This window comes from Ensifer sp. ZNC0028 (genome assembly GCF_000799055.1).
Taxonomy (GTDB): Bacteria; Pseudomonadota; Alphaproteobacteria; order Rhizobiales; family Rhizobiaceae; genus Ensifer.
Window position 1 is genome coordinate 46165 of the sequence record NZ_JTLA01000009.1, and the last position, 20515, is coordinate 66679.

General features: G+C 63.5%; 21 protein-coding genes. 8 read left to right on the forward strand and 13 right to left on the reverse strand.

Translation table 11 applies throughout. The features are described from left to right. Nucleotides 1–94 precede the first annotated feature (94 nt). The gene (gene ndk, locus L981_RS02445) at nucleotides 95–517 is read left to right on the forward strand and encodes a nucleoside-diphosphate kinase (RefSeq protein WP_034803877.1); all 423 of its coding nucleotides are present in this window, start codon (nucleotides 95–97) and stop codon (nucleotides 515–517) included. 91 nt (nucleotides 518–608) lie between these two features. Here the strand turns inward: ndk and L981_RS02450 are convergent, their stop codons facing one another. Both L981_RS02450 and L981_RS02455 read right to left on the reverse strand, forming a co-directional pair. Next, complete coding sequence (locus L981_RS02450; RefSeq protein ID WP_043611400.1) at nucleotides 609–1118, reverse strand: hypothetical protein; 510 nt, start codon at nucleotides 1116–1118, stop codon at nucleotides 609–611. Further along, complete coding sequence (locus tag L981_RS02455; RefSeq protein WP_043611401.1) at nucleotides 1115–1675, reverse strand: CGNR zinc finger domain-containing protein; 561 nt, start codon at nucleotides 1673–1675, stop codon at nucleotides 1115–1117. Before L981_RS02455 ends, L981_RS02450 begins: the two co-directional genes overlap by 4 nt. 67 nt (nucleotides 1676–1742) lie before the next feature. Here L981_RS02455 and L981_RS02460 point away from each other — a divergent pair, with 67 nt between their 5' ends. Next, nucleotides 1743–2639 (forward strand): branched-chain amino acid ABC transporter permease, encoded by an 897-nt coding sequence (locus tag L981_RS02460; RefSeq protein ID WP_043611402.1) that lies wholly within the window; start codon nucleotides 1743–1745, stop codon nucleotides 2637–2639. 19 nt (nucleotides 2640–2658) lie between these two features. Here the strand turns inward: L981_RS02460 and L981_RS02465 are convergent, their stop codons facing one another. The 5 genes from L981_RS02465 to L981_RS02485 form a co-directional block, all read right to left on the reverse strand. After that, complete coding sequence (locus tag L981_RS02465; RefSeq protein WP_043611404.1) at nucleotides 2659–3123, reverse strand: molybdenum cofactor biosynthesis protein MoaE; 465 nt, start codon at nucleotides 3121–3123, stop codon at nucleotides 2659–2661. Between the two features lie 4 nt (nucleotides 3124–3127). Beyond that, a complete protein-coding gene (gene moaD / locus L981_RS02470; protein WP_043611405.1) occupies nucleotides 3128–3388 on the reverse strand; it encodes a molybdopterin converting factor subunit 1 in 261 nt (86 codons plus the stop codon). Further along, nucleotides 3385–3972, reverse strand: a complete 588-nt coding sequence (gene pgsA / locus L981_RS02475) for a CDP-diacylglycerol--glycerol-3-phosphate 3-phosphatidyltransferase (protein WP_043611406.1) — start codon at nucleotides 3970–3972, stop codon at nucleotides 3385–3387. The genes moaD and pgsA overlap by 4 nt, the downstream gene beginning before the upstream one ends. A gap of 129 nt (nucleotides 3973–4101) precedes the next feature. Next, nucleotides 4102–6126 (reverse strand): excinuclease ABC subunit UvrC, encoded by a 2025-nt coding sequence (uvrC, locus tag L981_RS02480; protein ID WP_043611407.1) that lies wholly within the window; start codon nucleotides 6124–6126, stop codon nucleotides 4102–4104. Further along, nucleotides 6123–6887, reverse strand: a complete 765-nt coding sequence (locus L981_RS02485) for an SDR family oxidoreductase (RefSeq protein ID WP_043611408.1) — start codon at nucleotides 6885–6887, stop codon at nucleotides 6123–6125. Before L981_RS02485 ends, uvrC begins: the two co-directional genes overlap by 4 nt. Before the next feature lie 367 nt (nucleotides 6888–7254). On the opposite strand from L981_RS02485, the gene L981_RS02490 reads away from it, so the two are divergent. Further along, the gene (locus L981_RS02490; protein ID WP_043611409.1) at nucleotides 7255–7893 is read left to right on the forward strand and encodes an outer membrane protein; all 639 of its coding nucleotides are present in this window, start codon (nucleotides 7255–7257) and stop codon (nucleotides 7891–7893) included. Nucleotides 7894–7953: 60 nt separating this feature from the next. On the opposite strand, the gene L981_RS02495 is transcribed toward L981_RS02490, so the two are convergent. From L981_RS02495 to L981_RS02510, 4 genes are all read right to left on the reverse strand, one after another. Further along, entirely contained in the window at nucleotides 7954–8544 is a 591-nt protein-coding gene (locus tag L981_RS02495) for a glutathione S-transferase (RefSeq protein WP_043611410.1), read from the reverse strand. Nucleotides 8545–8607: 63 nt separating this feature from the next. After that, the gene (locus L981_RS02500) at nucleotides 8608–9324 is read right to left on the reverse strand and encodes a hypothetical protein (RefSeq protein ID WP_052201542.1); all 717 of its coding nucleotides are present in this window, start codon (nucleotides 9322–9324) and stop codon (nucleotides 8608–8610) included. Nucleotides 9325–9326: 2 nt separating this feature from the next. Further along, a complete protein-coding gene (locus tag L981_RS02505) occupies nucleotides 9327–9767 on the reverse strand; it encodes a hypothetical protein (RefSeq protein ID WP_043611411.1) in 441 nt (146 codons plus the stop codon). Between the two features lie 51 nt (nucleotides 9768–9818). Continuing rightward, on the reverse strand, nucleotides 9819–10688 hold the full coding sequence (locus L981_RS02510; RefSeq protein WP_043611412.1) for a 23S rRNA (adenine(2030)-N(6))-methyltransferase RlmJ: 870 nt from the start codon (nucleotides 10686–10688) through the stop codon (nucleotides 9819–9821). A gap of 69 nt (nucleotides 10689–10757) precedes the next feature. On the opposite strand from L981_RS02510, the gene L981_RS02515 reads away from it, so the two are divergent. From L981_RS02515 to L981_RS02535, 5 genes are all read left to right on the forward strand, one after another. Next, entirely contained in the window at nucleotides 10758–12893 is a 2136-nt protein-coding gene (locus tag L981_RS02515; protein ID WP_043611492.1) for a molybdopterin-dependent oxidoreductase, read from the forward strand. 32 nt (nucleotides 12894–12925) lie between these two features. Beyond that, nucleotides 12926–13819: a cation diffusion facilitator family transporter gene (locus tag L981_RS02520; protein WP_043611413.1), complete on the forward strand. Its 894-nt coding sequence runs from the start codon at nucleotides 12926–12928 to the stop codon at nucleotides 13817–13819. A gap of 42 nt (nucleotides 13820–13861) precedes the next feature. Further along, complete coding sequence (locus tag L981_RS02525; RefSeq protein WP_043611414.1) at nucleotides 13862–14458, forward strand: NUDIX domain-containing protein; 597 nt, start codon at nucleotides 13862–13864, stop codon at nucleotides 14456–14458. A 103-nt stretch (nucleotides 14459–14561) separates the two neighbouring features. Then, nucleotides 14562–17171 (forward strand): bifunctional lysylphosphatidylglycerol flippase/synthetase MprF, encoded by a 2610-nt coding sequence (gene mprF, locus L981_RS02530; RefSeq protein WP_043611415.1) that lies wholly within the window; start codon nucleotides 14562–14564, stop codon nucleotides 17169–17171. Then, nucleotides 17168–18553: a virulence factor family protein gene (locus tag L981_RS02535; RefSeq protein ID WP_043611416.1), complete on the forward strand. Its 1386-nt coding sequence runs from the start codon at nucleotides 17168–17170 to the stop codon at nucleotides 18551–18553. The genes mprF and L981_RS02535 overlap by 4 nt, the downstream gene beginning before the upstream one ends. Nucleotides 18554–18566: 13 nt before the next feature. Here L981_RS02535 and purN read toward each other — a convergent pair whose 3' ends face one another. After that, entirely contained in the window at nucleotides 18567–19235 is a 669-nt protein-coding gene (purN, locus tag L981_RS02540) for a phosphoribosylglycinamide formyltransferase (protein ID WP_043611417.1), read from the reverse strand. Next, nucleotides 19232–20302 carry a phosphoribosylformylglycinamidine cyclo-ligase gene (gene purM, locus L981_RS02545; RefSeq protein ID WP_043611418.1) on the reverse strand — a complete coding sequence of 357 codons (1071 nt, stop codon included), beginning with the start codon at nucleotides 20300–20302 and terminating at the stop codon, nucleotides 19232–19234. Before purM ends, purN begins: the two co-directional genes overlap by 4 nt. Nucleotides 20303–20515 lie beyond the last annotated feature (213 nt).

The window sequence follows — 20515 nt, forward strand, 5'->3', positions numbered from 1 at the left end:
TGGCCCAAGCCGAATCATCGGTGAACCCCCTTGTTTTGCGCGGAATTGGCGGCTAATGAACCGCCACTTCTCAAGAAACAAGGGATTTGAGCCAATGGCTATTGAACGTACCTTCTCGATGATCAAGCCGGACGCGACCAAGCGCAACCTGACCGGCGCCATCACCAAGATGCTCGAAGATGCCGGCCTGCGCGTCGTCGCTTCCAAGCGCGTCTGGATGAGCCGTCGCGAAGCCGAAGGCTTCTACGCCGTTCACAAGGAACGTCCGTTCTTCGGCGAACTGGTCGAGTTCATGTCCTCCGGCCCGACGATCGTTCAGGTTCTCGAAGGCGAAAACGCAATCGCCAAGAACCGCGAAGTCATGGGCGCCACCAACCCGGCAAACGCTGACGAAGGCACGATCCGTAAGGTTCACGCTCTCTCCATCGGCGAAAACTCGGTTCACGGTTCGGACGCTCCGGAAACCGCTGCTGAAGAAATCGCTTACTGGTTCTCGGGCACCGAGATCGTCGGCTGATTCAAAATCTTCGGTTCAAGCCGTAGCGGCTTGAATTGACTCGAGATTTGAACCGGAGCGGAAACGCTCCGGTTTTTTGTTGCCCGGTCTCTCAGACGGGGCATTTTGCGGTCTCGAAGTGCGCCGGTGCCTTGCCGCCGCTGAAGACCGCCGGGTTCTTATCGTAGGCCGGGCCCTCGACCAGCGGCTTGGCCGGCATGATGTCCTGGTCGACATCGGAGACCACGGTCGTTTCCAGTTTCTGCAGCGACTGACCTTCTGGGCCTTTGACCTCGATCGACACCGTATAGGGGCGGTCCTTCTTCACGCAGGTAATATCGGGGCTTTCCAGCACCACTTTTTCCAGCTTCGGAAAAAGCTTGCGCTCCAGCGTCAGCGCGTCGCCGCCAGCCGGGTTTTCGAAGCGGGCAACGACGACGCTGCCGTCGGGCACCGCCTCCGCCTTGGTCAGCGTGACCATGTAGGTCGCATAGGCGAGGCGGTAGTTGAAGACGAACATCTTGCCCGTCAGCTTCAGCGGATCGGGGCCGCTCTCGCGCTGGCATCCGCTGGCGGCGAGTGCGATGGCAAGCGTGGCCATGATCCCGAATGTCCTTGTCATGAGGCTGCCTCTTCCCTGTTGCGGTGATAGTGGCGCTTGGCCTTGTTGCGGTTGCCGCAGACGGCCATGTCGCACCAGGTCCGGCTGCGGTTGCGGCTGCGGTCGAGAAACAGCCAGCCGCAATTCGGGCAGATCTTCAGCCGGTCGGGCTCCGGGTTGGCGGCAAGCGTGAGCGCCGATCGCGCCGTCGCGGTGTCAAGCGAAAGCCGGCCGCCCTGATGCTTCGGGCCGCGCAGGACGCCGGCGATCGCCTCCAGCAGATCCGCCAACAGTTCCGGCCGCCCTGCATCCGAAATCTCCGCGCGAAAATGCCGGTCGGTCGCTTCGCGCAGCAGTAAGAGCCGGCCACGGTTCTCCTCGGCGACAGGCGCAAGAGTACCGAAGCGCAGATTCTCCGCCCCAAAGCGGTTGGCCGCATCCGCAAAGGAATCGAGCGCTGCGACATCGGCGAAACGGTCGATCCGGCGCTCGGGGTCGAAGCGCAGGACGATGGAATTGGCGACGTCCAGTGCCAGGGCGCCGCCGGCAAATCGATGGGCCGTCCAGGTGAAGGTCATGCTAAAATCCTAACTGGCAAAATGGATTTTACCAGTTATATTGATCTTGTCACGCTCCGGATGCGCCATGCTCTACTTTCTGCAGCAGCTCGCCAATGCCGTCCCCATCGCTGCGCTCTACGCGGCGCTTGCCTTTGGCTATGCCATCGCCTTTGCCGTGACGCGCCGGGCCGATCTCACCTATGGTGCGCTCTTTGCTTTCTCGGGCCAGATCTTTGTGCTGTTTGCCGCTTTCGGCTGGGACCGGTTGTGGCTGGTGCTTCCGGCCGCCCTTGGTCTCGGTGCGGCGGCAGCCCTGACTTTCAGCGTTGGGGCCGGGCTCGTTGCCGGGCGGTATGTCATGCGGCCGTTGGCTTTCTCGTCGGCCAACACCGTCGTCGTCGCCTCGCTCGGCTGCCTGCTGGTGCTGATGGAAACGGCACGGCTTGCCTCGGAGACCCGCAGCCTGTGGCTGCCGCCGTTCCTCAACGCCAACATCGTCTTCTGGGATGATCCGCGGTTTCCGGTCACCCTGACGGTCATCCAGCTCGGCAACACCGCGCTGATGGCGGCGCTGGTGGCGGCCGGCCACTGGTTCCTGACGCATTCGCGGGCAGGGCGGTTCTGGCGGGCCGTTTCCGAGGACCGGGGGGCTGCGGCCCTTTGCGGCGTCGACGCTGCCACCGTCTACATCGTCGCCTATGGCGCGGCGTCCCTGATTGCCGCCGTCTGCGGCATTCTTGCCGCATCCTACTACGGCAACATGGATTTCGGCACGGGGCTGACCTTCGGCGTCAAGGTGCTGTTCATCGCCGCGATCGGCGGTCAGGCTTCACCGCTCTATGCCGCGCTTGGCGCGGCTGCGGTCGGCCTGCTGGAAACGCTGTGGAGCGCCTATGGCCCGATCCTCTGGCGAGACTTTGCGATCTTTGGATTTCTGGTGATCGTGCTGGCGGTGACGCGCAAGGAAAAGGCCATTCCCTGACCTCGAGGGACGGCCGCTTTTACTTCGACCAGCGGTCCCTGGCCGTATCGTCGGCGTCCTTGGCGCTGACCCAGCCGCCGGTCGTGCCGTCGCCCAGGTGTTCCTTCTTCCAGAAGGGCGCCGAGGTCTTCAGGAAATCCATGATGAAGTTGGCGCCGTCGAAGGCAGCCTGCCGGTGCCGCGAAGCGGTAACGACAAGCACGATGTTCTCGCCGGGAAGGATCTTGCCGTAGCGGTGGATGGCGGTGGCGGCCTGGAGCGAGAAGCGCTCGACCGCTTCGTGACAGATGCGTTCGATCTCCGCCTCTGCCATGCCGGGATAGTGTTCCAGTTCGAGGGCGGCAAGCGCGCCCGCTTCGTCGCGGCAAAGCCCGGAAAAGGTGACGACAGCGCCGATGTCGGCACGCCCGGCCGAAAGCTTTGCGACCTCGGCATTGAGCTCGAAGTCCTCGCGCTGGACGCGCACGGTCACCGGCGCGCGCATGGCCTCAACCACCCGTCATTGGCGGAAACAGGGCAATCTCCCGAGCGCCGGCGATCGGCTCCCTGTGGTCGACATGTTCCTGGTTGATGGCCGCGCGGATGACGTTTTCATGTTCGAGCGCCGCCTCGTATTCCTCACCGAGCGTCTTCAGGTGCTGAAGCAGATCGGCAATGGTGACGACGCCGGCGGGAAGGTCGAGGGTTTCCTCACCCTTGCCGATGCGCTCGCGCACCCAGGAGAAATAGACGAGATTGACGGTGCTCATTCGTTGACCACGTGCTTCAGGCCGGCGCGGAAATAGTCGTAGCCGCTATAGAGCGTGATCGCCGCAGCGATCCACAGCAGGCCGATACCCATTTCCGTCGTATAGGGCAGGATCTTGTCACCAGCTGGGCCGGCCAGCAGGAAGACGATCGCCACCATCTGGATCGTCGTCTTCCACTTGGCGATACGGGTGACGGGCACGCTGACCTTCAGCGCCGCCAGATATTCGCGCAGGCCCGAGACCAGGATTTCGCGGCACAGGATGATGATGGCGGCCCAGATCGACCAGCCGGCAATCGTGCCGTCTGCCGCGACGAGCAGCAGGATCGAGGCGACCAGCAGCTTGTCGGCGATCGGGTCGAGCATCTTGCCGATGTTCGAGGTCTGCTTCCAGATCCGCGCGAGATAACCGTCGAAGAAGTCTGTAATCGACGCGATCGCGAAGAGCGTAACCGCCGTCCAACGCGCGAAGTCCGAACTGTGCAGCCGTCCTTCGACGAAGAAGCAAAGCACGATCAGCGGCACGATCAGGATGCGGAAATAGGTGAGCAGGTTCGGGATGCTGTAGGCGACGGGCGTGGGCATGGATTCGTGTTCTCTGGTTCGTCAGGTACAGAAATGACTTTGCTGGCCGGAGGTCAACAGGTCATCGTCGTCAACTGTCATATTTGCCCTATCGCATGTGAACGCCGGGTGAATTGTGACATCAGGTTTTCATTTCCCCGCATCGTCGTGGAAATGTTCGTAGACCAGCCGCGCCACCGTTTCGGAAATCCCGGCGACGGCCATCAGGTCGTTGATGCCGGCGCGCGAGACGGCCTTGGCGGTGCCGAAATGCGTGAGCAGCGCGCGCTTGCGCGTCGGCCCGATCCCCGCGATCTCGTCGAGCGGGTTCTTGACCATCTCTTTCTTGCGGCGGGCCCTATGCGAGCCGATCGCGAAGCGGTGCGCCTCGTCGCGCAGCCGCTGGATGAAATAGAGCACCGGATCGCGCGGCGGCAGCGTGAAGCTGTCGCGGCCGAGCGCGAAGAAGCGTTCACGGCCGGCGTCACGGTCGACACCCTTGGCGACGCCGATCGCCGTCACGCAGTCCTCGACGTCGAGCTCCTTGAGAATGGCGCGCACCGCCGTCATCTGGCCCTGACCGCCGTCGATGAGGATGACGTCGGGCCAGGCGGGGAAGGCGGCATCGTCACCGACGTCCACGCTCCGGTCCGGCTTGCCTTCCTCTTTCAGCAGCCGTGAGAACCGTCGTGTCATCACTTCGCGCATCATGCCGAAGTCGTCGCCCGGGGTGATGTCGGTCGATTTGATGTTGAACTTGCGGTACTGGCCTTTGACGAAGCCTTCCGGGCCCGCGACCACCATGCCGCCGACGGCATTGGTGCCCATGATGTGCGAGTTGTCGTAGATCTCGATGCGGCGCGGCGTGCGCTCCAGCTTGAAGGTTTCCGAGAAGCCTTCAAGCAGGCGCGATTGCGAGGCCGTTTCGGCCAGCTTGCGGCCGTGGGCTTCGCGCGCATTGGCGAGCGCGTGGTCGACGAGATCCTTCTTCTCGCCGCGTTGCGGCACTTGGATCGCGACCTTGTAGCCGGATTTCTCGCTGAGTGCCTGGCCGAGCAATTCCTGCTCTTCCACCGCTTCGCAAAGCAGGATCTGCCGGGGACAGGGCTTGTCGTCATAGAATTGCGCGAGGAACTGCGAGAGCACCTCGGCCGTCGGCAGCGAAGGATCGGCTTTCGGGAAATAGGCGCGGTTGCCCCAGTTCTGTCCGGTGCGGAAGAAGAAGACCTGGATGCAGGAGATCCCGCCCTCGTGGTGGATCGCAAAGACGTCCGCTTCCTCGACGCCGGAGGGGTTGATGCCCTGGTGGCTCTGGACGTGGCTGAGCGCGGCCAGGCGGTCGCGGTAAAGCGCCGCCCTTTCGAAGTCGAGGTTCTCGGCTGCCTCGCCCATGGCGGCAGCGATCGTCGCCTTCACCGCCTGGCTCTTGCCCGAGAGGAAGTCCTTGGCCTCCTGCACCAGTTCCGCGTAGCCCTGATCGCTGATTTCGCCCGTGCAGGGCGCCGAACAGCGCTTGATCTGGTAAAGCAGGCAGGGGCGCGTGCGCGTCTCGAAGACGCTGTCGGTGCAGGTCCGAAGCAAAAAGGCGCGCTGCAGCGAATTGATCGTGCGGCCGACCGCGCCCGCGGACGCGAAGGGACCGAAAAAGTCGCCCTTGCGGCTGCGTGCGCCGCGATGCTTGTAGAGCGCCGGCGCCCGGCTGTCGCCGGTTACCAGGATATAGGGAAACGACTTGTCGTCGCGCAAAAGCACGTTGAAGCGTGGGCGTAAGCGCTTGATCAGGTTCGCTTCGAGCAGCAGCGCCTCGATCTCCGTGCGCGTCGTCACGAACTCCATGTTCGCGGTCTCGCGCACCATGCGGGCGATGCGGTTGGAATGGCCGCGCCCCTGGGCATAGTTGCTGACGCGTTTCTTCAGGCTGCGCGCCTTGCCGACATAGAGAACGTCGCCGGCCTCGTTGAACATGCGGTAGACGCCGGGGCCGTTCGGCAGCAGCTTGACGAAGGCCTGGATCAGTTCCGCGCCCTTCAGCCCCTTGGTCTCCGAGTGATTCTCGTGCCACGCGACGACGGGCGCGACGCTGCTCGCGTCAGACACTTCGATCAGGTCGTCGTCGTCTTCCGTTTCGTTGCCGTCATAAAGGATGCCGCCGTCGGCCGGCACGCGTCCATTCATTCCACTATCTCCCTGATGTCGGGCGTTTCCCAGGCGAGGTGCTGGCCCCCGTCCAGTGCGATCATCTGCCCGGTAATCGACGGCGTGTCGAACAGGAAGCGGATCGTGCGTCCGAATTCGTCGAGCGTCGGCCCGCGCTTCAAGATCAGCGCATCGACCTGCGCCTCAAAATCTTTCGGGTCCTGCCGTTCGTTCGGCAGCGTCGGCCCGGGGCCGATGCCGTTGACGCGGATGCGCGGGGCGAGCGCCTGCGCCATCGTCCGGGTTGCCGTCCAAAGCGCCGACTTGGACAACATATAGGAATAAAAGCGCGGATTGGGAGCCCAGACGCGCTGGTCGATGACATTGATGATGAGCCCGCTGGCATCGGCGGGCAGTAGCGCGGCGAAATCGCGCGCCAGCAGGGACGGGGCTTTCACATGCAGCGCGAAATGCTGGTCCCAGACCTCTTCGTCGAAGGCATCGAGGCTGTCCTTCTTGAACAGCGACGCATTGTTGACGAGCAGGTCTATCGGGCCGAGTGCAGCTGTCGCGCGCTCGATCAGTGTCGATGTCGCGCCCGTGTCCGTAAGATCGGCTCGAATCGCGACGGCATTCGTTCCGGCCTTTACGAGGGTTTCCGCCAGGGTCTGCGCTTCGTCAAATGAGGCATCGGCATGAATGGCGACCGCAAAGCCGTGGGCGGCCAGGTCCTCCACTATAGCTTTGCCGATCCTCTTGGCGCCCCCGGTTACGAGTGCCGCCTTCAGTGCTTTCTTCAACGTTTCATCCCGCTTTTTCGAATCTTCGCGTCAGCGGACGAAGATATAGGGAAGAAACGCGGGGCTGAAACACTCCCTGACGATTCCTTGCCCAAAAATTAATGGAATTGGCGTAAATTGTATTATTTTGCGTACTTATAGTATAGCTTTCGTTAATCTTGAATCATGGTTAACAAATCTCCTGTGGCGCCAAAGCAACATCAAATTTTGGGCGCGTTTGTGCCACCAAAATTTCACAATTTGGCTCTTGTGAATCCGCAATTGCTGGCCAATTTCAGTTCAACCGGGCGGGTTAATTAAAAGTTGTCCGATGTTCCACTGCGGGACCCCAAGCCCGAGGGGCATCGGTACGAAAAGGAGAATGTTTATGCGTACGCTCACCACCACCCTCATGGCTTCGGCTATGACCCTCATCGCCTTCCAGGCCGCCCAGGCTGCAGACGCGATCGACGAAGTTCCGGCAGCTCCGCAGGCCGAATACACCGAGCCGGCAGCCAAGAACTGGTCGGGTGCCTATGTCGGTGGTACCGCCGATTGGAAGCATGGCCAGCACGATGCGACCGGCAGCAACACCGCAGCCGGCTTCGGCGGCGGCCTCTATGGCGGTTACAACGTTCAGGACGGCCAGATGGTATACGGCGGTGAGGCCGACATCGGCTACTCCGGCCAGGATTCGACCAAGGGCAACCTGCGCATGAAGCAGGGCGTCAACGGCTCGCTCCGCGGTCGCGTCGGTGTCGATCTGAACCCGGTCCTCGTTTACGGTACCGCAGGTCTCGCCGTCGGCCAGACCAAGGGCACCGTCGGCGGCGCTTCCGACAAGAACACCATGGTCGGTTGGACCGCAGGTGTCGGCGCGGAAACCTTCGTCACCGACAACATCACCGCACGCGTCGAGTACCGTTACACGGACTACGGCTCGAAGGACTTCCGCATGGGCGGCACCAACGTTTCGTCGGGCTACGACGAGCACAGCGTTCGCGTCGGTATGGGCGTGAAGTTCTGATCGGCTTCGCCAGATCAACGAAAAAGGCCGGGTCACCCCGGCCTTTTTTGTGCCTTCTGTTCAGGCCTTGAACTTAGGGTAATCCGGGAAGTGTTTTTCGAACTTCGCCGGCCAGTTCTTCAGCTTGGCGCGTCCCTTCTGCCATTCGCCGGCAAAGCGCAGTTCGATGTAGCGCAGCATCGCGGCGAGCGCGAAATGGCCGGCATTGAGCTTGGTGCCGGTCTTCGGCAGGTTGGCATTCAGGTGGTCGAGGCTGCGCTCGACCTTTTCCCATTGCCGGTCGATCCAGGGCTGATGCACCTTTTCCGGGGGATGGGAGCGCTTCTCGTAGACGATCGACAGCAGGCTGTCACAGATGCCGTCGCACAGCGCCTCCAGCAGCTCGACGTCGGTGCGCTTTCCGGCATTCCTCGGATAGAGCTTGCCCTTGGTTTCCCGGTCGATGAAATGCATGATCGTACGGCTGTCGTAGAGCGCCCGTCCGTCGTCGAGAATCAGCGTCGGGATCTTGCCGAGCGGATTGTTGTCGATCAGCTCCGGCGGGTTGGCATTGGTGTCGGTCAGGACACTTTCGGCCGCATAGCCCGCATAATGCGCCGCCATGCGCACCTTGGTCGAATAGGGCGAGGCGGGCGAGTACAAGATCTTCATCGAGCGTCTTTCCTTCCAGGGATTGCGAGATGGGTTTCTAACAGGCGCGCCTTCTCCGGCTGGTCAAGGCGCCGGGGGCAGCGACACGCTTTCCTTTCGGCAGGCCTGGCGATCGACCGCCGGGCAGGCGCGGAAATTGAGCGACTTGTCGAAGCAGATCCGGATTTCCTCGAGCCGATTGCCCTCGCAGGTCACGGCGACAGCGTCCTTCGTCATGCCAGGGTTCTTGGCGACGAGCGCGTCTTCGATGGCGGCAACACGCAGGCCTTTTTCCTGCGGGGGAGGTGCGAGCTCCGACGGCAGCGTCAGCCGCTCCCAGGCCGCGCGTGTGACGGCGAAGTAATCCTCCTGGCTGAGGCCGGAACAGGTCCCGTGCTTGCGCCATTGGTGGCCGATCAGGCCCATCGATGGAATGAGGTCGAGATATTGCTTGCCGAGCGACGAGGGCACGCGATCGGACTGCCGTGTCGGGCAGAAGTCCGGATAGCCCCGTTCGTTCTGCGGCCACAGGCCATGCACGATCAGTCCGCGATTGCCGCCGACTTCGCACTGGCTGGATTTTCCCTTGGGGTCGTTGTCGCCGCACCAGGTCGGCGACCAGGAAAGCGAAAGCACGTAGAAATCGAACCCGCTGCCGAGCGGAACCGCAGGGGCTGCCTTTGTTGTCTGCTGCCCCGTCGCCGTCGGCGCCTTCTCGGTGCTCTGGTCGCTGCAGGCAGCAAGGGCGGTGACAATAAAAAGCGCCGGCAAAAGCCGGCGCACATTCCGGAATGCTTTCATGATTAGCGAAGCGAGGCGCAATACGCGCCGTAGACATACCAGGGATCGAGGCCGCCGACACAGAACTCGATGCTTCTGCCGACGCCGGCAAAGCCCCACGGGCGTTCGATGAGGTAATAGAGCGACCGTTGTTCGCCGTTGGTCATCACCGCGGTTCCGTAGCAGTATTCACGCTCGACGAGATGCGTTTCGTCGCGGAACTCCTGCCGGTTCTGCCCCATGTTGCGGATTTCGGCGATCGAGAGGTTGGCGTGCAGGTAGTTTGCATCCCGATACGCGAACCGGGATGTGATGAAGCCGAGGACCGAGGATTCGCTGCAGACCCCGGCATTGTAGGATTGCGCCTGGCTGCTGCCGATGTAGTCGGCGGCGATGGCGCCCGGCGCCGTAGCGCCCGCGAGGGAAAGCGAAATGAGAAGCGTGGCGGCGAGCGTGCGAGTCATGGGCGTCTCCCTATGTCGTCACATGAGATTGCGGTGCGTCGCGCCCGTCCGTCAAGCCCCTCGGGTTGTCTGTTCTTCGCCGCGCAGCCAGAAGCAGCGGCTGGACGCGAAACGATCCTGCCCCAGCCGGGTTTTCAGGAACGGCAGCAGCAGGTCGAGCTCGCTCTTCAGCGTGAAGGGCGGGTTGACGATGATGAGGCCGGAACCGGAAAGCCCGGTGGTTTCCCGGTCGCTTCTGACCGACAGCTCGGCGCAGAGCATCTTCGGGATGTCCAGCGCCTTCAGCGCCTCATGAAACGCCTTGATCGGCGCGCCCTGCTTCAGGGGATACCACAGGCAATAGACGCCGCCGGTAAAGCGGCGGTAGCCGCGCGCAAGGCCATCCACCAGCCGTTCGTATTCGCCCTCTTTTTCGAAGGGCGGGTCGACCAGAATCAATCCGCGCTTTTCCTTCGGCGGCAGGTGCGCGCCCAGCGCCAGCCAGCCGTCGAGCTCGGTGACGCGGCTCTGGAAATCGGCGTCGAACAGCCGGTGTAGCGTTTCGTAGTCGTCCGGATGCAGCTCCATCGCCGAAAGCCGGTCCTGGGGACGGAAGAGCATGCGCGCGAGCTTCGGCGAGCCAGGGTAGAGCGTCAGCTCGGAGCCGGGGTTCAGCGCGCGGATGGAGGAGAGGTAAGGGGCAAGGATCGCCGCGATCTCCGGCGGCAGTTCGCCGTCGAGCAGTCGGCCGACGCCGTCGCGCCATTCACCGGTCTTCTGCGCTTCCTCGCTGGAGAGGTCGTAGAGCCCGATACCCGCATGGGTATCGAGAACGCGGAACGCCTTCTCCTTCTGCTGGAGATAGGTGACGAGCCGTGCCAGCACTGCGTGCTTCAGGACGTCGGCAAAATTGCCTGCGTGATAGATGTGCCGATAGTTCATGAGCGCCGCCGATGGCTGTGATCAATAGTTGCGATGGGTGGGCGATTGGCTCTTTGAGCCGAAATGCCGATGCCATATAGAAAAGCCATGAACGTTGCGAACCCCATCAAAGCAGAAAAAACCATCGGCCACTCGGTCTGTCCGCACGACTGTCCCTCGGCCTGTGCCCTGGAAGTCGACCTGACCGCCGAAGGGCGGATCGGCCGTGTGCGCGGCGCAGCCGCCAATACCTACACCGCCGGCGTGATCTGCGCCAAGGTGGCGCGATATTCCGAGCGCATCTATCATCCCGACCGTCTGGTGGCGCCGAAGCGTCGCAAGGGCGCCAAGGGCGAGGGTAGCTGGCAGGATGTGAGCTGGGAGGCGGCGCTCGACGAGATCGCCGATCAGTTCATTCGCGCCGAGCAGAAATATGGCGCCGAGACCGTGTGGCCTTACTTCTATGCCGGCACCATGGGCCAGGTGCAGCGCGACTCGATCGACCGGCTGCGTCATGCCAAGCGCTATTCCGGCTTCTTCGGTTCGATCTGCACCAACATGGCCTGGACCGGTTTGAGCATGGCGACCGGCGCCCTGCGGGGCCCCGACCCGCGCGAAATGGCCAAGGCCGATTGCGTCGTGATCTGGGGTACGAATGCGGTCGCCACCCAGGTCAACGTGATGACCCATGCCGTGAAGGCACGCAAGGATCGCGGCGCGAAGATCGTCGTCATCGACATCTACGACAATCCGACGGTCAAGCAGGCGGACATGGGCCTGGTGCTGAAGCCGGGCACCGACGCCGCACTAGCCTGCGCCGTGATGCACATCGCGTTTCGCGACGGTTACGCCGATCGGGCCTACATGGCGAAATTCGCCGACGACCCGGCCGGCCTTGAAGCACATCTGACGTCGCGCGGCCCGGAATGGGCGTCGGCGATTACTGGTTTGTCGGTTGAGGAAATCGAGGCCTTCGCAAGACTGGTCGGCACGACGCCGCGGACTTATTTCCGCCTTGGCTACGGTTTCACGCGCCAGCGCAACGGTGCCGTCGCCATCCACGCGGCAGCATCGGTCGCGACTGTCCTCGGTTCCTGGAAACACGAAGGCGGCGGCGCCTTTCACTCCAACAACGACATCTTCAAGCTCGACAAGCGCGAATTGATCGGCTCGGCCTTCCACGATCCGGATGTCCGCATGCTCGACCAGTCGCAGATCGGCCGGGTGCTGACCGGCGACGCCGAGGCGCTGCGCCATCGTGGTCCCGTGACGGCGATGCTGATCCAGAACACCAACCCGGTGAATGTGGCGCCGGAGCAGCGGCTGGTGAAGCGCGGCTTCCTGCGCGACGATCTCTTCGTCGCGGTGCACGAGCAGTTCATGACCGATACGGCGGCTGTTGCCGATATCGTGCTGCCGGCAACCATGTTCCTGGAGCATGACGACCTCTACCGCGGCGGCGGCCACCAGCACATCCTGATCGGCCCCAAGGTGGTGGAGCCGCCCTCGACCGTGCGTACCAATCTCTTCGTGATCGAAGAACTCGCCAGGCGACTTGGCGTTGCCGACCATGCCGGTTTCGGCCTGACGGAACGTGAGCACATCGACCGGCTGCTCGCCAACTACGGTATCGGCTACGAGGAGATGAAGCGCCAGAAGTGGCTCGACTGTCAGCCGGCTTTCGAGGAGGCGCATTTCCTCAATGGCTTCGGCCACCCCGATGGCAAGTTCCGCTTCAAGGCGGACTGGACGGGAACGCCGGCGCCGAACCGGCCGCCGAAGTCGATGGGCACTCAGGGGCCGCACCAGGCGCTGCCGGAGTTTCCTGATCATGTCGACCTCATCGAGGTCGCCGATGCCGAGCACCCGTTCCGGCTGGCGACCTCTCCGGCTCGGTCCTTCCTCAACTCGACCTTTGCCGAGACGCCATCCTCGATCCAGAAGGAAGTGCGCCCGGAAGTGATGGTTCATGCGGAAGATGCCGCAGAACTCGGCATTGCCGATGGCGATATCGTCCAGATCGGCAACGTCCGCGGCCAGGTGCGTCTGCATGCGAAGATCGGTGGCGGCGCCCGCCGCGGCGTGGTCATCGCCGAGGGCCTGTGGCCGAATGGCGCGCATCTCGACGGGGAGGGCATCAACGTGCTGACCGGTGCCGATGCGGTTGCGCCCTATGGTGGTGCCGCCTTCCACGACAACAGGGTCTGGGTAAGGTTGGCGCGCTAAATCAGGTTGTAGAACGGCAGACGGAACCTCCCATGAGCGGCGATCACAACCATGCAGATGTCACGAGCACGCCGGTTTCAAGGCTTTGGGCCTCGCTTGGCCTGACCGGCGGCTTCATGCTGGCCGAAGTGGTCGGCGGGATCCTGACCGGCAGCCTGGCGCTGATCTCCGACGCGATGCACATGCTGACCGACACGGCTGCCCTTGCGATCGCGCTCGTCGCCATCCATGTCGGCCGCCGCCCGTCGGACCTCCTGCGCACCTATGGCTACGCCCGCTTCGAGATCCTGGCTGCCGCCTTCAACGCGCTGCTCCTGCTCGGTGTCGCCTTCTACATTCTCTACGAGGCCTGGAAGCGGCTGTCCGAGCCGCAGGAGATCCAGTCCGGCGGCATGCTGGTGATTGCCGTCATCGGCCTTCTCGTCAATCTCGCCTCGATGCGGCTGCTCACCAGCCACAAGGACGAGAGCCTCAACGTCAAGGGCGCCTATCTCGAAGTCTGGTCGGACATGCTAGGCTCGGTCGCTGTCATCGTCGGTGCGGTGGTCATCTGGCTGACTGGGTGGCAATGGGTCGATTCGCTGCTCGCTGTCGGCATCGGCTTCATGGTCTTCCCACGCACCTGGGTGCTGCTGAGGGAATGCGTCAACATCCTGCTTGAAGGCGTGCCGCCGGGTATGCGCCTCGCCGATGTCCACGCGACGATTGCCGCCGTTCCCGGTGTTGCCTCCGTGCATGACCTGCATCTTTGGGCGATCACCCAGAGCCAGCCGTCGCTGACCGCTCACGCCGTGCTTGCCGACGGCGCCGATGCCGAGACCGTGCGCCGCGCGATCGAGGACCGGTTGCGCGCGACCTTCGACCTGCACCACACGACGCTGCAGATGGAGCGGGAAGACCGCACGGCGACAGAACATATCCACTGATGGCCAAATGGCGAGATCGCACTCGCCGGAGAAGGAAGTTGCATGAGCACCCACCATGACCCGCGCGTCAGGATCGTCGGCCGCCGCACGCTGTGGAAGGGCTTTGCGCACCTGGAAGAGGTGACGTTCGAACAGCAGATGTCCGATGGCGCGACCGTGACGTTGAAGCGGGAGATCCACGACCATGGCAATGCGGCGACCATCCTGCTCGTCGATGCCAGGCGGCAGAGCGTCATCCTGGTGCGGCAACTGCGCGTGCCCGTGCTGCTCCAGGGCGACCCCGCCTATCTGATCGAGGCGGCCGCCGGGCTTCTGGACGGCGACACTCCGGAAGAGGCGATCTGCCGCGAGGCGCTGGAGGAGACTGGCTACCACGTCCAGGACGTCATCCACCTCTTCGACGTCTATATGAGCCCTGGCGCGCTGACCGAACGCACGAGCTTCTTTGCCGGCCACATCGACGCCACCGAGAAGCGCGGCGACGGCGGAGGACTTGCGCATGAGGGCGAGGACATCGAAGTGCTGGAGATCCCCTTCGACGAAGCCTTCGCGATGATCGCCAGCGGCGAGATCCGCGACGCAAAGACGATCATGCTGCTGCAGTGGGCGAAGCTGAACCGGCAGGAACTGTTCGCCTAAGGGATTGTTTTGTAAGACCATTATTTATTACGGATATTTCACTTTTTGATCCGCATCGGGTAAGCTAAAGCGCTGATGTCCTCATTATCGACATGGGCGCTTCATGACACCCTCTCTACCGGAACGTGCAGCCGACGACGAACAGCAGGCGGAGGGAGGCTGGATCGCCTTCCTGCGCCGCAACCGTCGCTATCTTTCGGCTGCCGGTACGCTCCTTGTGATCGCTCTTTTCGGCTTTGCGATCTTTCACCTGACATCCGAGGTTCAGTACGACGAAGTCGTCCAGGCATTGGCGGACACCAGCTGGACGGCGGTTACGGCCGCGGTGTTCTTCACCGCATTGAGCTTCCTCGCGCTCACCTTCTATGATGTCAGCGCGCTCGATTATATCAGGCGCAAGCTGCCCTATGCCGATGTGGCGCTGACGGCGGCTTCGGCTTACGCGGTCGGCAATACCGCGGGTTTCGGGGCGCTTAGCGGCGGCGCCATCCGCTACCGCTCCTATTCGCGCCTCGGCATCGAGCCGGAAAACATCGCCCGGATCATCGCCTTCGTGACGCTCGCCTTCGGGCTCGGACTGCTGACGGTGACCTGCCTCAGCCTGCTCGCCGTCGGCGAATATGTGGCGCCGATGACCGGCATGGATCCGTTGGTGCTGCGCGTGATCGCCGCCCTCATCCTCGCCGGGCTCTTCAGCGTGTTCTTTCTGGCGCGGGACGGGCGGGAGGTGAGCCTCGGCCGGCTGACCTTGCGGCTGCCGGATTCGCGTACGGTTTCGCGCCAGTTCCTGGTGACGGCGCTCGATCTCGCCGCCTCCGCGACGGTTCTCTATGTTCTCCTGCCCGCTGGAACGATCGGCTGGCCGGCCTTCCTTGCGGTTTATTCGCTGGCCGTCGGCGTCGGCGTCCTCAGCCACGTTCCGGCCGGCCTCGGCGTCTTCGAGACGATCATTATCGCGACGCTCGGTCATAACGCCGATGTCGACACCATTCTCGGCGCGCTGGTGCTCTACCGCGTCATCTACCACGTGCTGCCGCTGGTGATCGCGATCGCCGTCGTCATCGGCATCGAACTCCGCCAGCTATCCGGCCATCCGGTCGCATCGAGCGTGCGGCGCATCGGCGGCCGCATGACGCCGCTCCTCTTGGCGACGCTCGGCATCGTGCTGGCGATCATGCTGGTACTTTCCAGCGTGACGCCGACGCCGGACGAAAACCTGGCATTCCTCGAAGGACTGCTGCCGTTGCCGATCGTCGAAGGCGCGCACTTCCTTGCGAGCCTCCTCGGCCTTGCCCTCGTCGTCGTCTCGCGCGGACTGGCGCTGAGGCTCGACGGTGCCTGGTGGGCCTCGATCGTGATTGCCGTCGCCGCGCTGCTGCTGTCGCTGATCAAGGCGATCGCCGTGGTGGAAGCCGGCATGCTGGCCTTCTTCCTGGTGGGTCTCATCGTCAGCCGCCGCCTGTTCGTGCGGCCTGCCTCGCTGTTCGGGCAGGCGCTGACGGTGCCGTGGCTGACAGCGCTGGGCGTCATCTGCCTGGGCGCGCTGGTCGTCCTGCTCTTCGTCTATCGTGATGTCGAATACAGCCATGAACTCTGGTGGCAGTTCGAATTCTCCGCCGAAGCGCCGCGCGGCCTGCGCGCGCTTCTCGGCGTTACCATCGGCGCGAGCATGCTTGCGATCTGGAGCCTGATGCGTCCGGCAACCGGAGCCGCCGAACCTGCCTCCGACGACGCGATGGAGCGGGCGCTTTCGATCGTCGAGGCGCAGGACATGTCCGATGCCAACCTGGTGCGCATGGGCGACAAGAGCCTGTTGTTTTCCGCCGACGGCCGCGCCTTCATCATGTATGGCCAGCGCGCTCGGTCCTGGATTGCGCTTTTCGATCCTGTCGGTCCGGTCGATGCCTGGCCGGAGCTGATCTGGCACTTCATCGAAAAGGCGCGCGCGGCCGGCTGCCGGGCAGTTTTCTACCAGGTCTCGCCCCAAGGGCTCGCCTATTATGCCGATGCCGGGCTGCGCGCCTTCAGGCTCGGCGAACTGGCGCGCGTCGATCTCGCCCGCTTCGAGCTGAAGGGGGGCAAATGGGCAAACCTGCGCCAGCAGGTGAGTCGTGCCCAGCGCGACGGGCTCGAGTTCCGTGTCGTCGCGCCCGAAAACGTCGCGGACGTCATGCCGGACCTGACCGCGGTGTCCGATGCCTGGCTCGCGCATCACAATGCCAAGGAGAAGGGCTTCTCGCTCGGTGCCTTCGATCCCGAATATCTTCGTGAGCAGCCGGTGGCGATCCTCACCTGCGGCGGGCGTATGGTCGCCTTTGCCAACATTCTGGTCACGGCAACCAAGGAGGAGGGCACCGTCGATCTCATGCGCTTCTCGCCGGATGCGCCGAAGGGCGCGATGGATTTTCTCTTCGCCCAGGTGATGGAGTATCTGAAGGCCGAGGGCTACCGAACCTTCAACCTTGGCATGGCGCCCCTATCGGGCATGTCCACGCGCCAGATCGCGCCGGTCTGGGACCGGGCCGGGCGCACCTTCTTCGAACACGGCGAACGGTTCTACAACTTCAAGGGCCTGAGGGCCTTCAAGTCGAAGTTTCATCCGCAGTGGCAACCGCGCTATCTTGTCGCCAGTGGCGGCATCAATCCGATCCTCGCCCTGATGGATGCGACATTCCTGATCGGTGGCGGTCTCAAGGGAGTGGTGAAGAAATGATCCGTGTCGCGAACGCCTGGAAATGCCTGACTTCGGCGGCGCTGCTGCTCTCCGTATCAATGTTCCCCGCTCTCGCCGAGGACGCACCGAAGAGCTATGATACCGGGATGATCCCGTCGCCACGCATCATGCTGCCGAAGGAAAAGGCGGCCGCACTCGTCGTGCTGCTGTCGGACGCGGCCGGCTGGACGGACAAGGAACAGGCGATCGCCGACACGCTGACGGATGACAAGACCGTCGTCATCGGCATCGACCTCAAGGCCTATCTCGCCTCGCTCGCCAAGGATGATGGCGATTGCATCTATATGGTCTCCGATATCGAATCGCTCAGCCAGCAGGTGCAGCGCGCGGTCGGCACGGACGCCTACCAGCTGCCCGTCGTCGCGGGCGTCGGTGCCGGCGGTGCGCTGGCGCTGGCGATCGCCGCCCAGACGCCACCGGCAACCATCGGCCAGACGCTAGCAGTCGACCCGGAGGAGGGGATCGCGCTTGAAAAACAGCTCTGCACCCCGGCCGAAAAGGTGAAGAAGGGCGACCGCATGGTCTATGGACTGACCGACGGCGTCTTGCCCGACCCGGTCTCCGTCGTCTTTTCTCCCGCAGCGTCGGCGGACGGGCGCGCCCATGTGGCGGCGCTGATCGCCAAGCACCCGGACATCGAGCAGGAGGACAGCGAAGACGACGCCTATACGACGCTGTCCGATCACCTCACCGATATCATCGACAGCGAGCGCGACGCCGGCAATCCGTTCGGCCTGCCCTTGACCATCCTCGACGCAAAGCCGACCCGTGACACGATGGCGGTAATCTATTCGGGCGACGGCGGCTGGCGCGACATCGACAAGGAAGTCGGCGACGTGCTGCAGCAGCAGGGCGTTCCTGTCGTCGGCTTCGATTCCCTGCATTACTTCTGGTCCGAGCGCGATCCGCAGGTGACGGCGGACGACCTTGCCAAGGTGATGAGCTACTACCGCAAGCACTGGAACGTGCGAAACGTGCTCCTCATCGGCTACTCCTTCGGTGCCGACGTGCTGCCGCGAACCTTCAACCTGCTGCCGGCTGGCGAAAAGGCCCATGTTCGCCAGGTGACCTTGATGGCCCTCTCGCACATGGTCGATTACAAGGTTTCGGTGCTGGGTTGGCTGGGGGCTTCGGGCGACGGCAAGGGCGGTGATCCGCTCGACGACATCAAGCGCATCGATCCGGCGCTGGTGCAATGCATCTACGGCACCGACGAAGAGGACGATGCCTGCCCGCAGCTGAAGGGCACCGGCGTCGACGTCATCGGCATCGACGGCGGACACCACTTCGACGAGGATTATCCGGCTTTGACACGGCGCGTGCTCGACGCTCTCGATCGCCGGCTTGCGTCGGCGAAGTGACCAATTGATCTAGTCAGGCTGCCGGTGAGATCAGCGTGGCGTTCGCTTCGGCGGCGTTTTCGCTCACCGCGCGGCCGCCTTCCATGCGCACTTTGCCCTCGGCCATCAGCCGAAGCGCCATCGGATAGGTGCGGTGCTCGACGGTCAGCACCCGTGCCGCAAGGCTGTCGGATGTGTCTCCGGGCTGAACCGGGACCACCGCCTGCGCGAGGATCGGACCTTCGTCCATGCCCTCGGTGACGAAGTGCACCGTGCAGCCGGCGACCTTCATGCCGGCGTCGATCGCCCGCTGATGGGTGTGCAGGCCGGGGAAAAGCGGCAGCAGCGACGGATGGATGTTGAGGATGCGTCCCTCGTGCCGCTGGATAAACGTCGCCGAGAGCAGGCGCATGTAGCCGGCGAGGCAGATGATGTCCGGCGACAGCCGGTCGAGTTCGGCAAGGATTGCCGCTTCGTGGGCGTCCTTGCTGTCGAAGTCCTTGCGCAGGAAAGCGCGGGTAGGGATGCCAAGCGCCTCGGCTTTGGCAAGGCCGCCGGCATCCGCCTTGTCGGCGATGACGGCGACGATCTCGGCCGGGAAGTCCGGCTCGGCGGTCGCCTTTGCGAGCGCCAGCATGTTGGAGCCGCCGCCCGAAATGAAGACGACGACCCGCTTCTTGCCCGTCGAGACCTCTGTCGTCATAGGGCGAGGTTGCCCTTGTAGATCGTGCCGGCTGCCCCTTCTTCGCGGGCGACCATGCGGCCGAGCGTGAAGACGGTTTCGCCTTCGCCGGTCAGCACGGACGCGACCTCTGCAGCCTTGTCGGCCGGAACGACGGCGATCATGCCGACGCCGCAGTTGAAGGTGCGCAGCATTTCGTTGGCGGCAACGCCACCGGTCTGGGCAAGCCAGGAGAAGACCTTCGGCGCCTTGATCGCATCGAGATCGATCTCGGCAGCGAGATGCTTCGGCAGCACGCGCGGAATGTTCTCGGGGAAACCGCCGCCGGTGATGTGGGCGAGCGCCTTGATCGAACCGGTCTCGCGGATCGCCTTCAGGAGTGGCTTCACATAGATGCGCGTCGGCGTCATCAGCAGGTCGGCAAGCGTGCCTTCCCCGAACGGCGCAGGGGCGTCCCAGGCAAGGCCCGAGAGCGTGACGATCTTGCGCACCAGCGAATAGCCGTTGGAATGCACGCCTGAGGAGGCAAGGCCGAGGATGACGTCGCCTTCGGAGATGTCACCAGCCGGCAGCAGCTGACCGCGTTCGGCAGCACCGACCGCGAAGCCCGCGAGGTCATAGTCGCCGCCCGAATACATGCCCGGCATTTCGGCGGTCTCGCCGCCGATCAGCGCGCAACCGGATTCGCGGCAGCCCGCGGCAATGCCGGCGACGATCGCTGCGCCCTGGTCCGGGTCGAGCTTGCCGGTCGCGAAATAGTCGAGGAAGAAGAGCGGTTCGGCGCCCTGGACGACCAGGTCGTTGACGCACATGGCGACGAGGTCGATGCCGACGGTGTCGTGCTTGTTGGCGTCGATCGCGATCTTCAGCTTGGTGCCGACGCCGTCATTGGCGGCCACAAGAACCGGGTCGGTGAAGCCCGCAGCCTTGAGATCGAAGAGACCGCCGAAGCCGCCGATCTCGCCGTCGGCACCGGGGCGCCGGGTCGAGCGCACATGCGGCTTGATCTTCTCGACCATCAGGTTACCGGCGTCGATATCCACGCCCGCGTCGCTATAGGTGAGACCGTTCTTTCCCGACTGGCTCATGCTCGTTCTCCAAGGCTCGTCGTGCGACAGGTATTTTGCGGATGCGATTGGCACGGCAGGCAAGGGAGTGCAAGCCGAGAGCAGGCATTGGCGGCGTTTTTTCACCATTTTGCCCATATCCCACGGCGCAAGCCAGTCCGCTTGGCTTTAAACTGGATGACTGCACCGGTCGCACTTGACCGTTACGCGCACCGCCCCCTATCTCCTTGACTG

Coding starts and splice junctions, on each gene's coding strand:
- ndk (WP_034803877.1), top strand. CDS start 95: ATGGCTATTGAACGTACCTTCTCGATGATCAAGCCGGACGCGACCAAG.
- L981_RS02450 (WP_043611400.1), bottom strand. CDS start 1,118: ATGACAAGGACATTCGGGATCATGGCCACGCTTGCCATCGCACTCGCC.
- L981_RS02455 (WP_043611401.1), bottom strand. CDS start 1,675: ATGACCTTCACCTGGACGGCCCATCGATTTGCCGGCGGCGCCCTGGCA.
- L981_RS02460 (WP_043611402.1), top strand. CDS start 1,743: ATGCTCTACTTTCTGCAGCAGCTCGCCAATGCCGTCCCCATCGCTGCG.
- L981_RS02465 (WP_043611404.1), bottom strand. CDS start 3,123: ATGCGCGCGCCGGTGACCGTGCGCGTCCAGCGCGAGGACTTCGAGCTC.
- moaD (WP_043611405.1), bottom strand. CDS start 3,388: ATGAGCACCGTCAATCTCGTCTATTTCTCCTGGGTGCGCGAGCGCATC.
- pgsA (WP_043611406.1), bottom strand. CDS start 3,972: ATGCCCACGCCCGTCGCCTACAGCATCCCGAACCTGCTCACCTATTTC.
- uvrC (WP_043611407.1), bottom strand. CDS start 6,126: ATGAATGGACGCGTGCCGGCCGACGGCGGCATCCTTTATGACGGCAAC.
- L981_RS02490 (WP_043611409.1), top strand. CDS start 7,255: ATGCGTACGCTCACCACCACCCTCATGGCTTCGGCTATGACCCTCATC.
- L981_RS02495 (WP_043611410.1), bottom strand. CDS start 8,544: ATGAAGATCTTGTACTCGCCCGCCTCGCCCTATTCGACCAAGGTGCGC.
- L981_RS02500 (WP_052201542.1), bottom strand. CDS start 9,324: ATGAAAGCATTCCGGAATGTGCGCCGGCTTTTGCCGGCGCTTTTTATT.
- L981_RS02505 (WP_043611411.1), bottom strand. CDS start 9,767: ATGACTCGCACGCTCGCCGCCACGCTTCTCATTTCGCTTTCCCTCGCG.
- L981_RS02510 (WP_043611412.1), bottom strand. CDS start 10,688: ATGAACTATCGGCACATCTATCACGCAGGCAATTTTGCCGACGTCCTG.
- L981_RS02515 (WP_043611492.1), top strand. CDS start 10,758: ATGCCATATAGAAAAGCCATGAACGTTGCGAACCCCATCAAAGCAGAA.
- L981_RS02520 (WP_043611413.1), top strand. CDS start 12,926: ATGAGCGGCGATCACAACCATGCAGATGTCACGAGCACGCCGGTTTCA.
- L981_RS02525 (WP_043611414.1), top strand. CDS start 13,862: ATGAGCACCCACCATGACCCGCGCGTCAGGATCGTCGGCCGCCGCACG.
- mprF (WP_043611415.1), top strand. CDS start 14,562: ATGACACCCTCTCTACCGGAACGTGCAGCCGACGACGAACAGCAGGCG.
- L981_RS02535 (WP_043611416.1), top strand. CDS start 17,168: ATGATCCGTGTCGCGAACGCCTGGAAATGCCTGACTTCGGCGGCGCTG.
- purN (WP_043611417.1), bottom strand. CDS start 19,235: ATGACGACAGAGGTCTCGACGGGCAAGAAGCGGGTCGTCGTCTTCATT.
- purM (WP_043611418.1), bottom strand. CDS start 20,302: ATGAGCCAGTCGGGAAAGAACGGTCTCACCTATAGCGACGCGGGCGTG.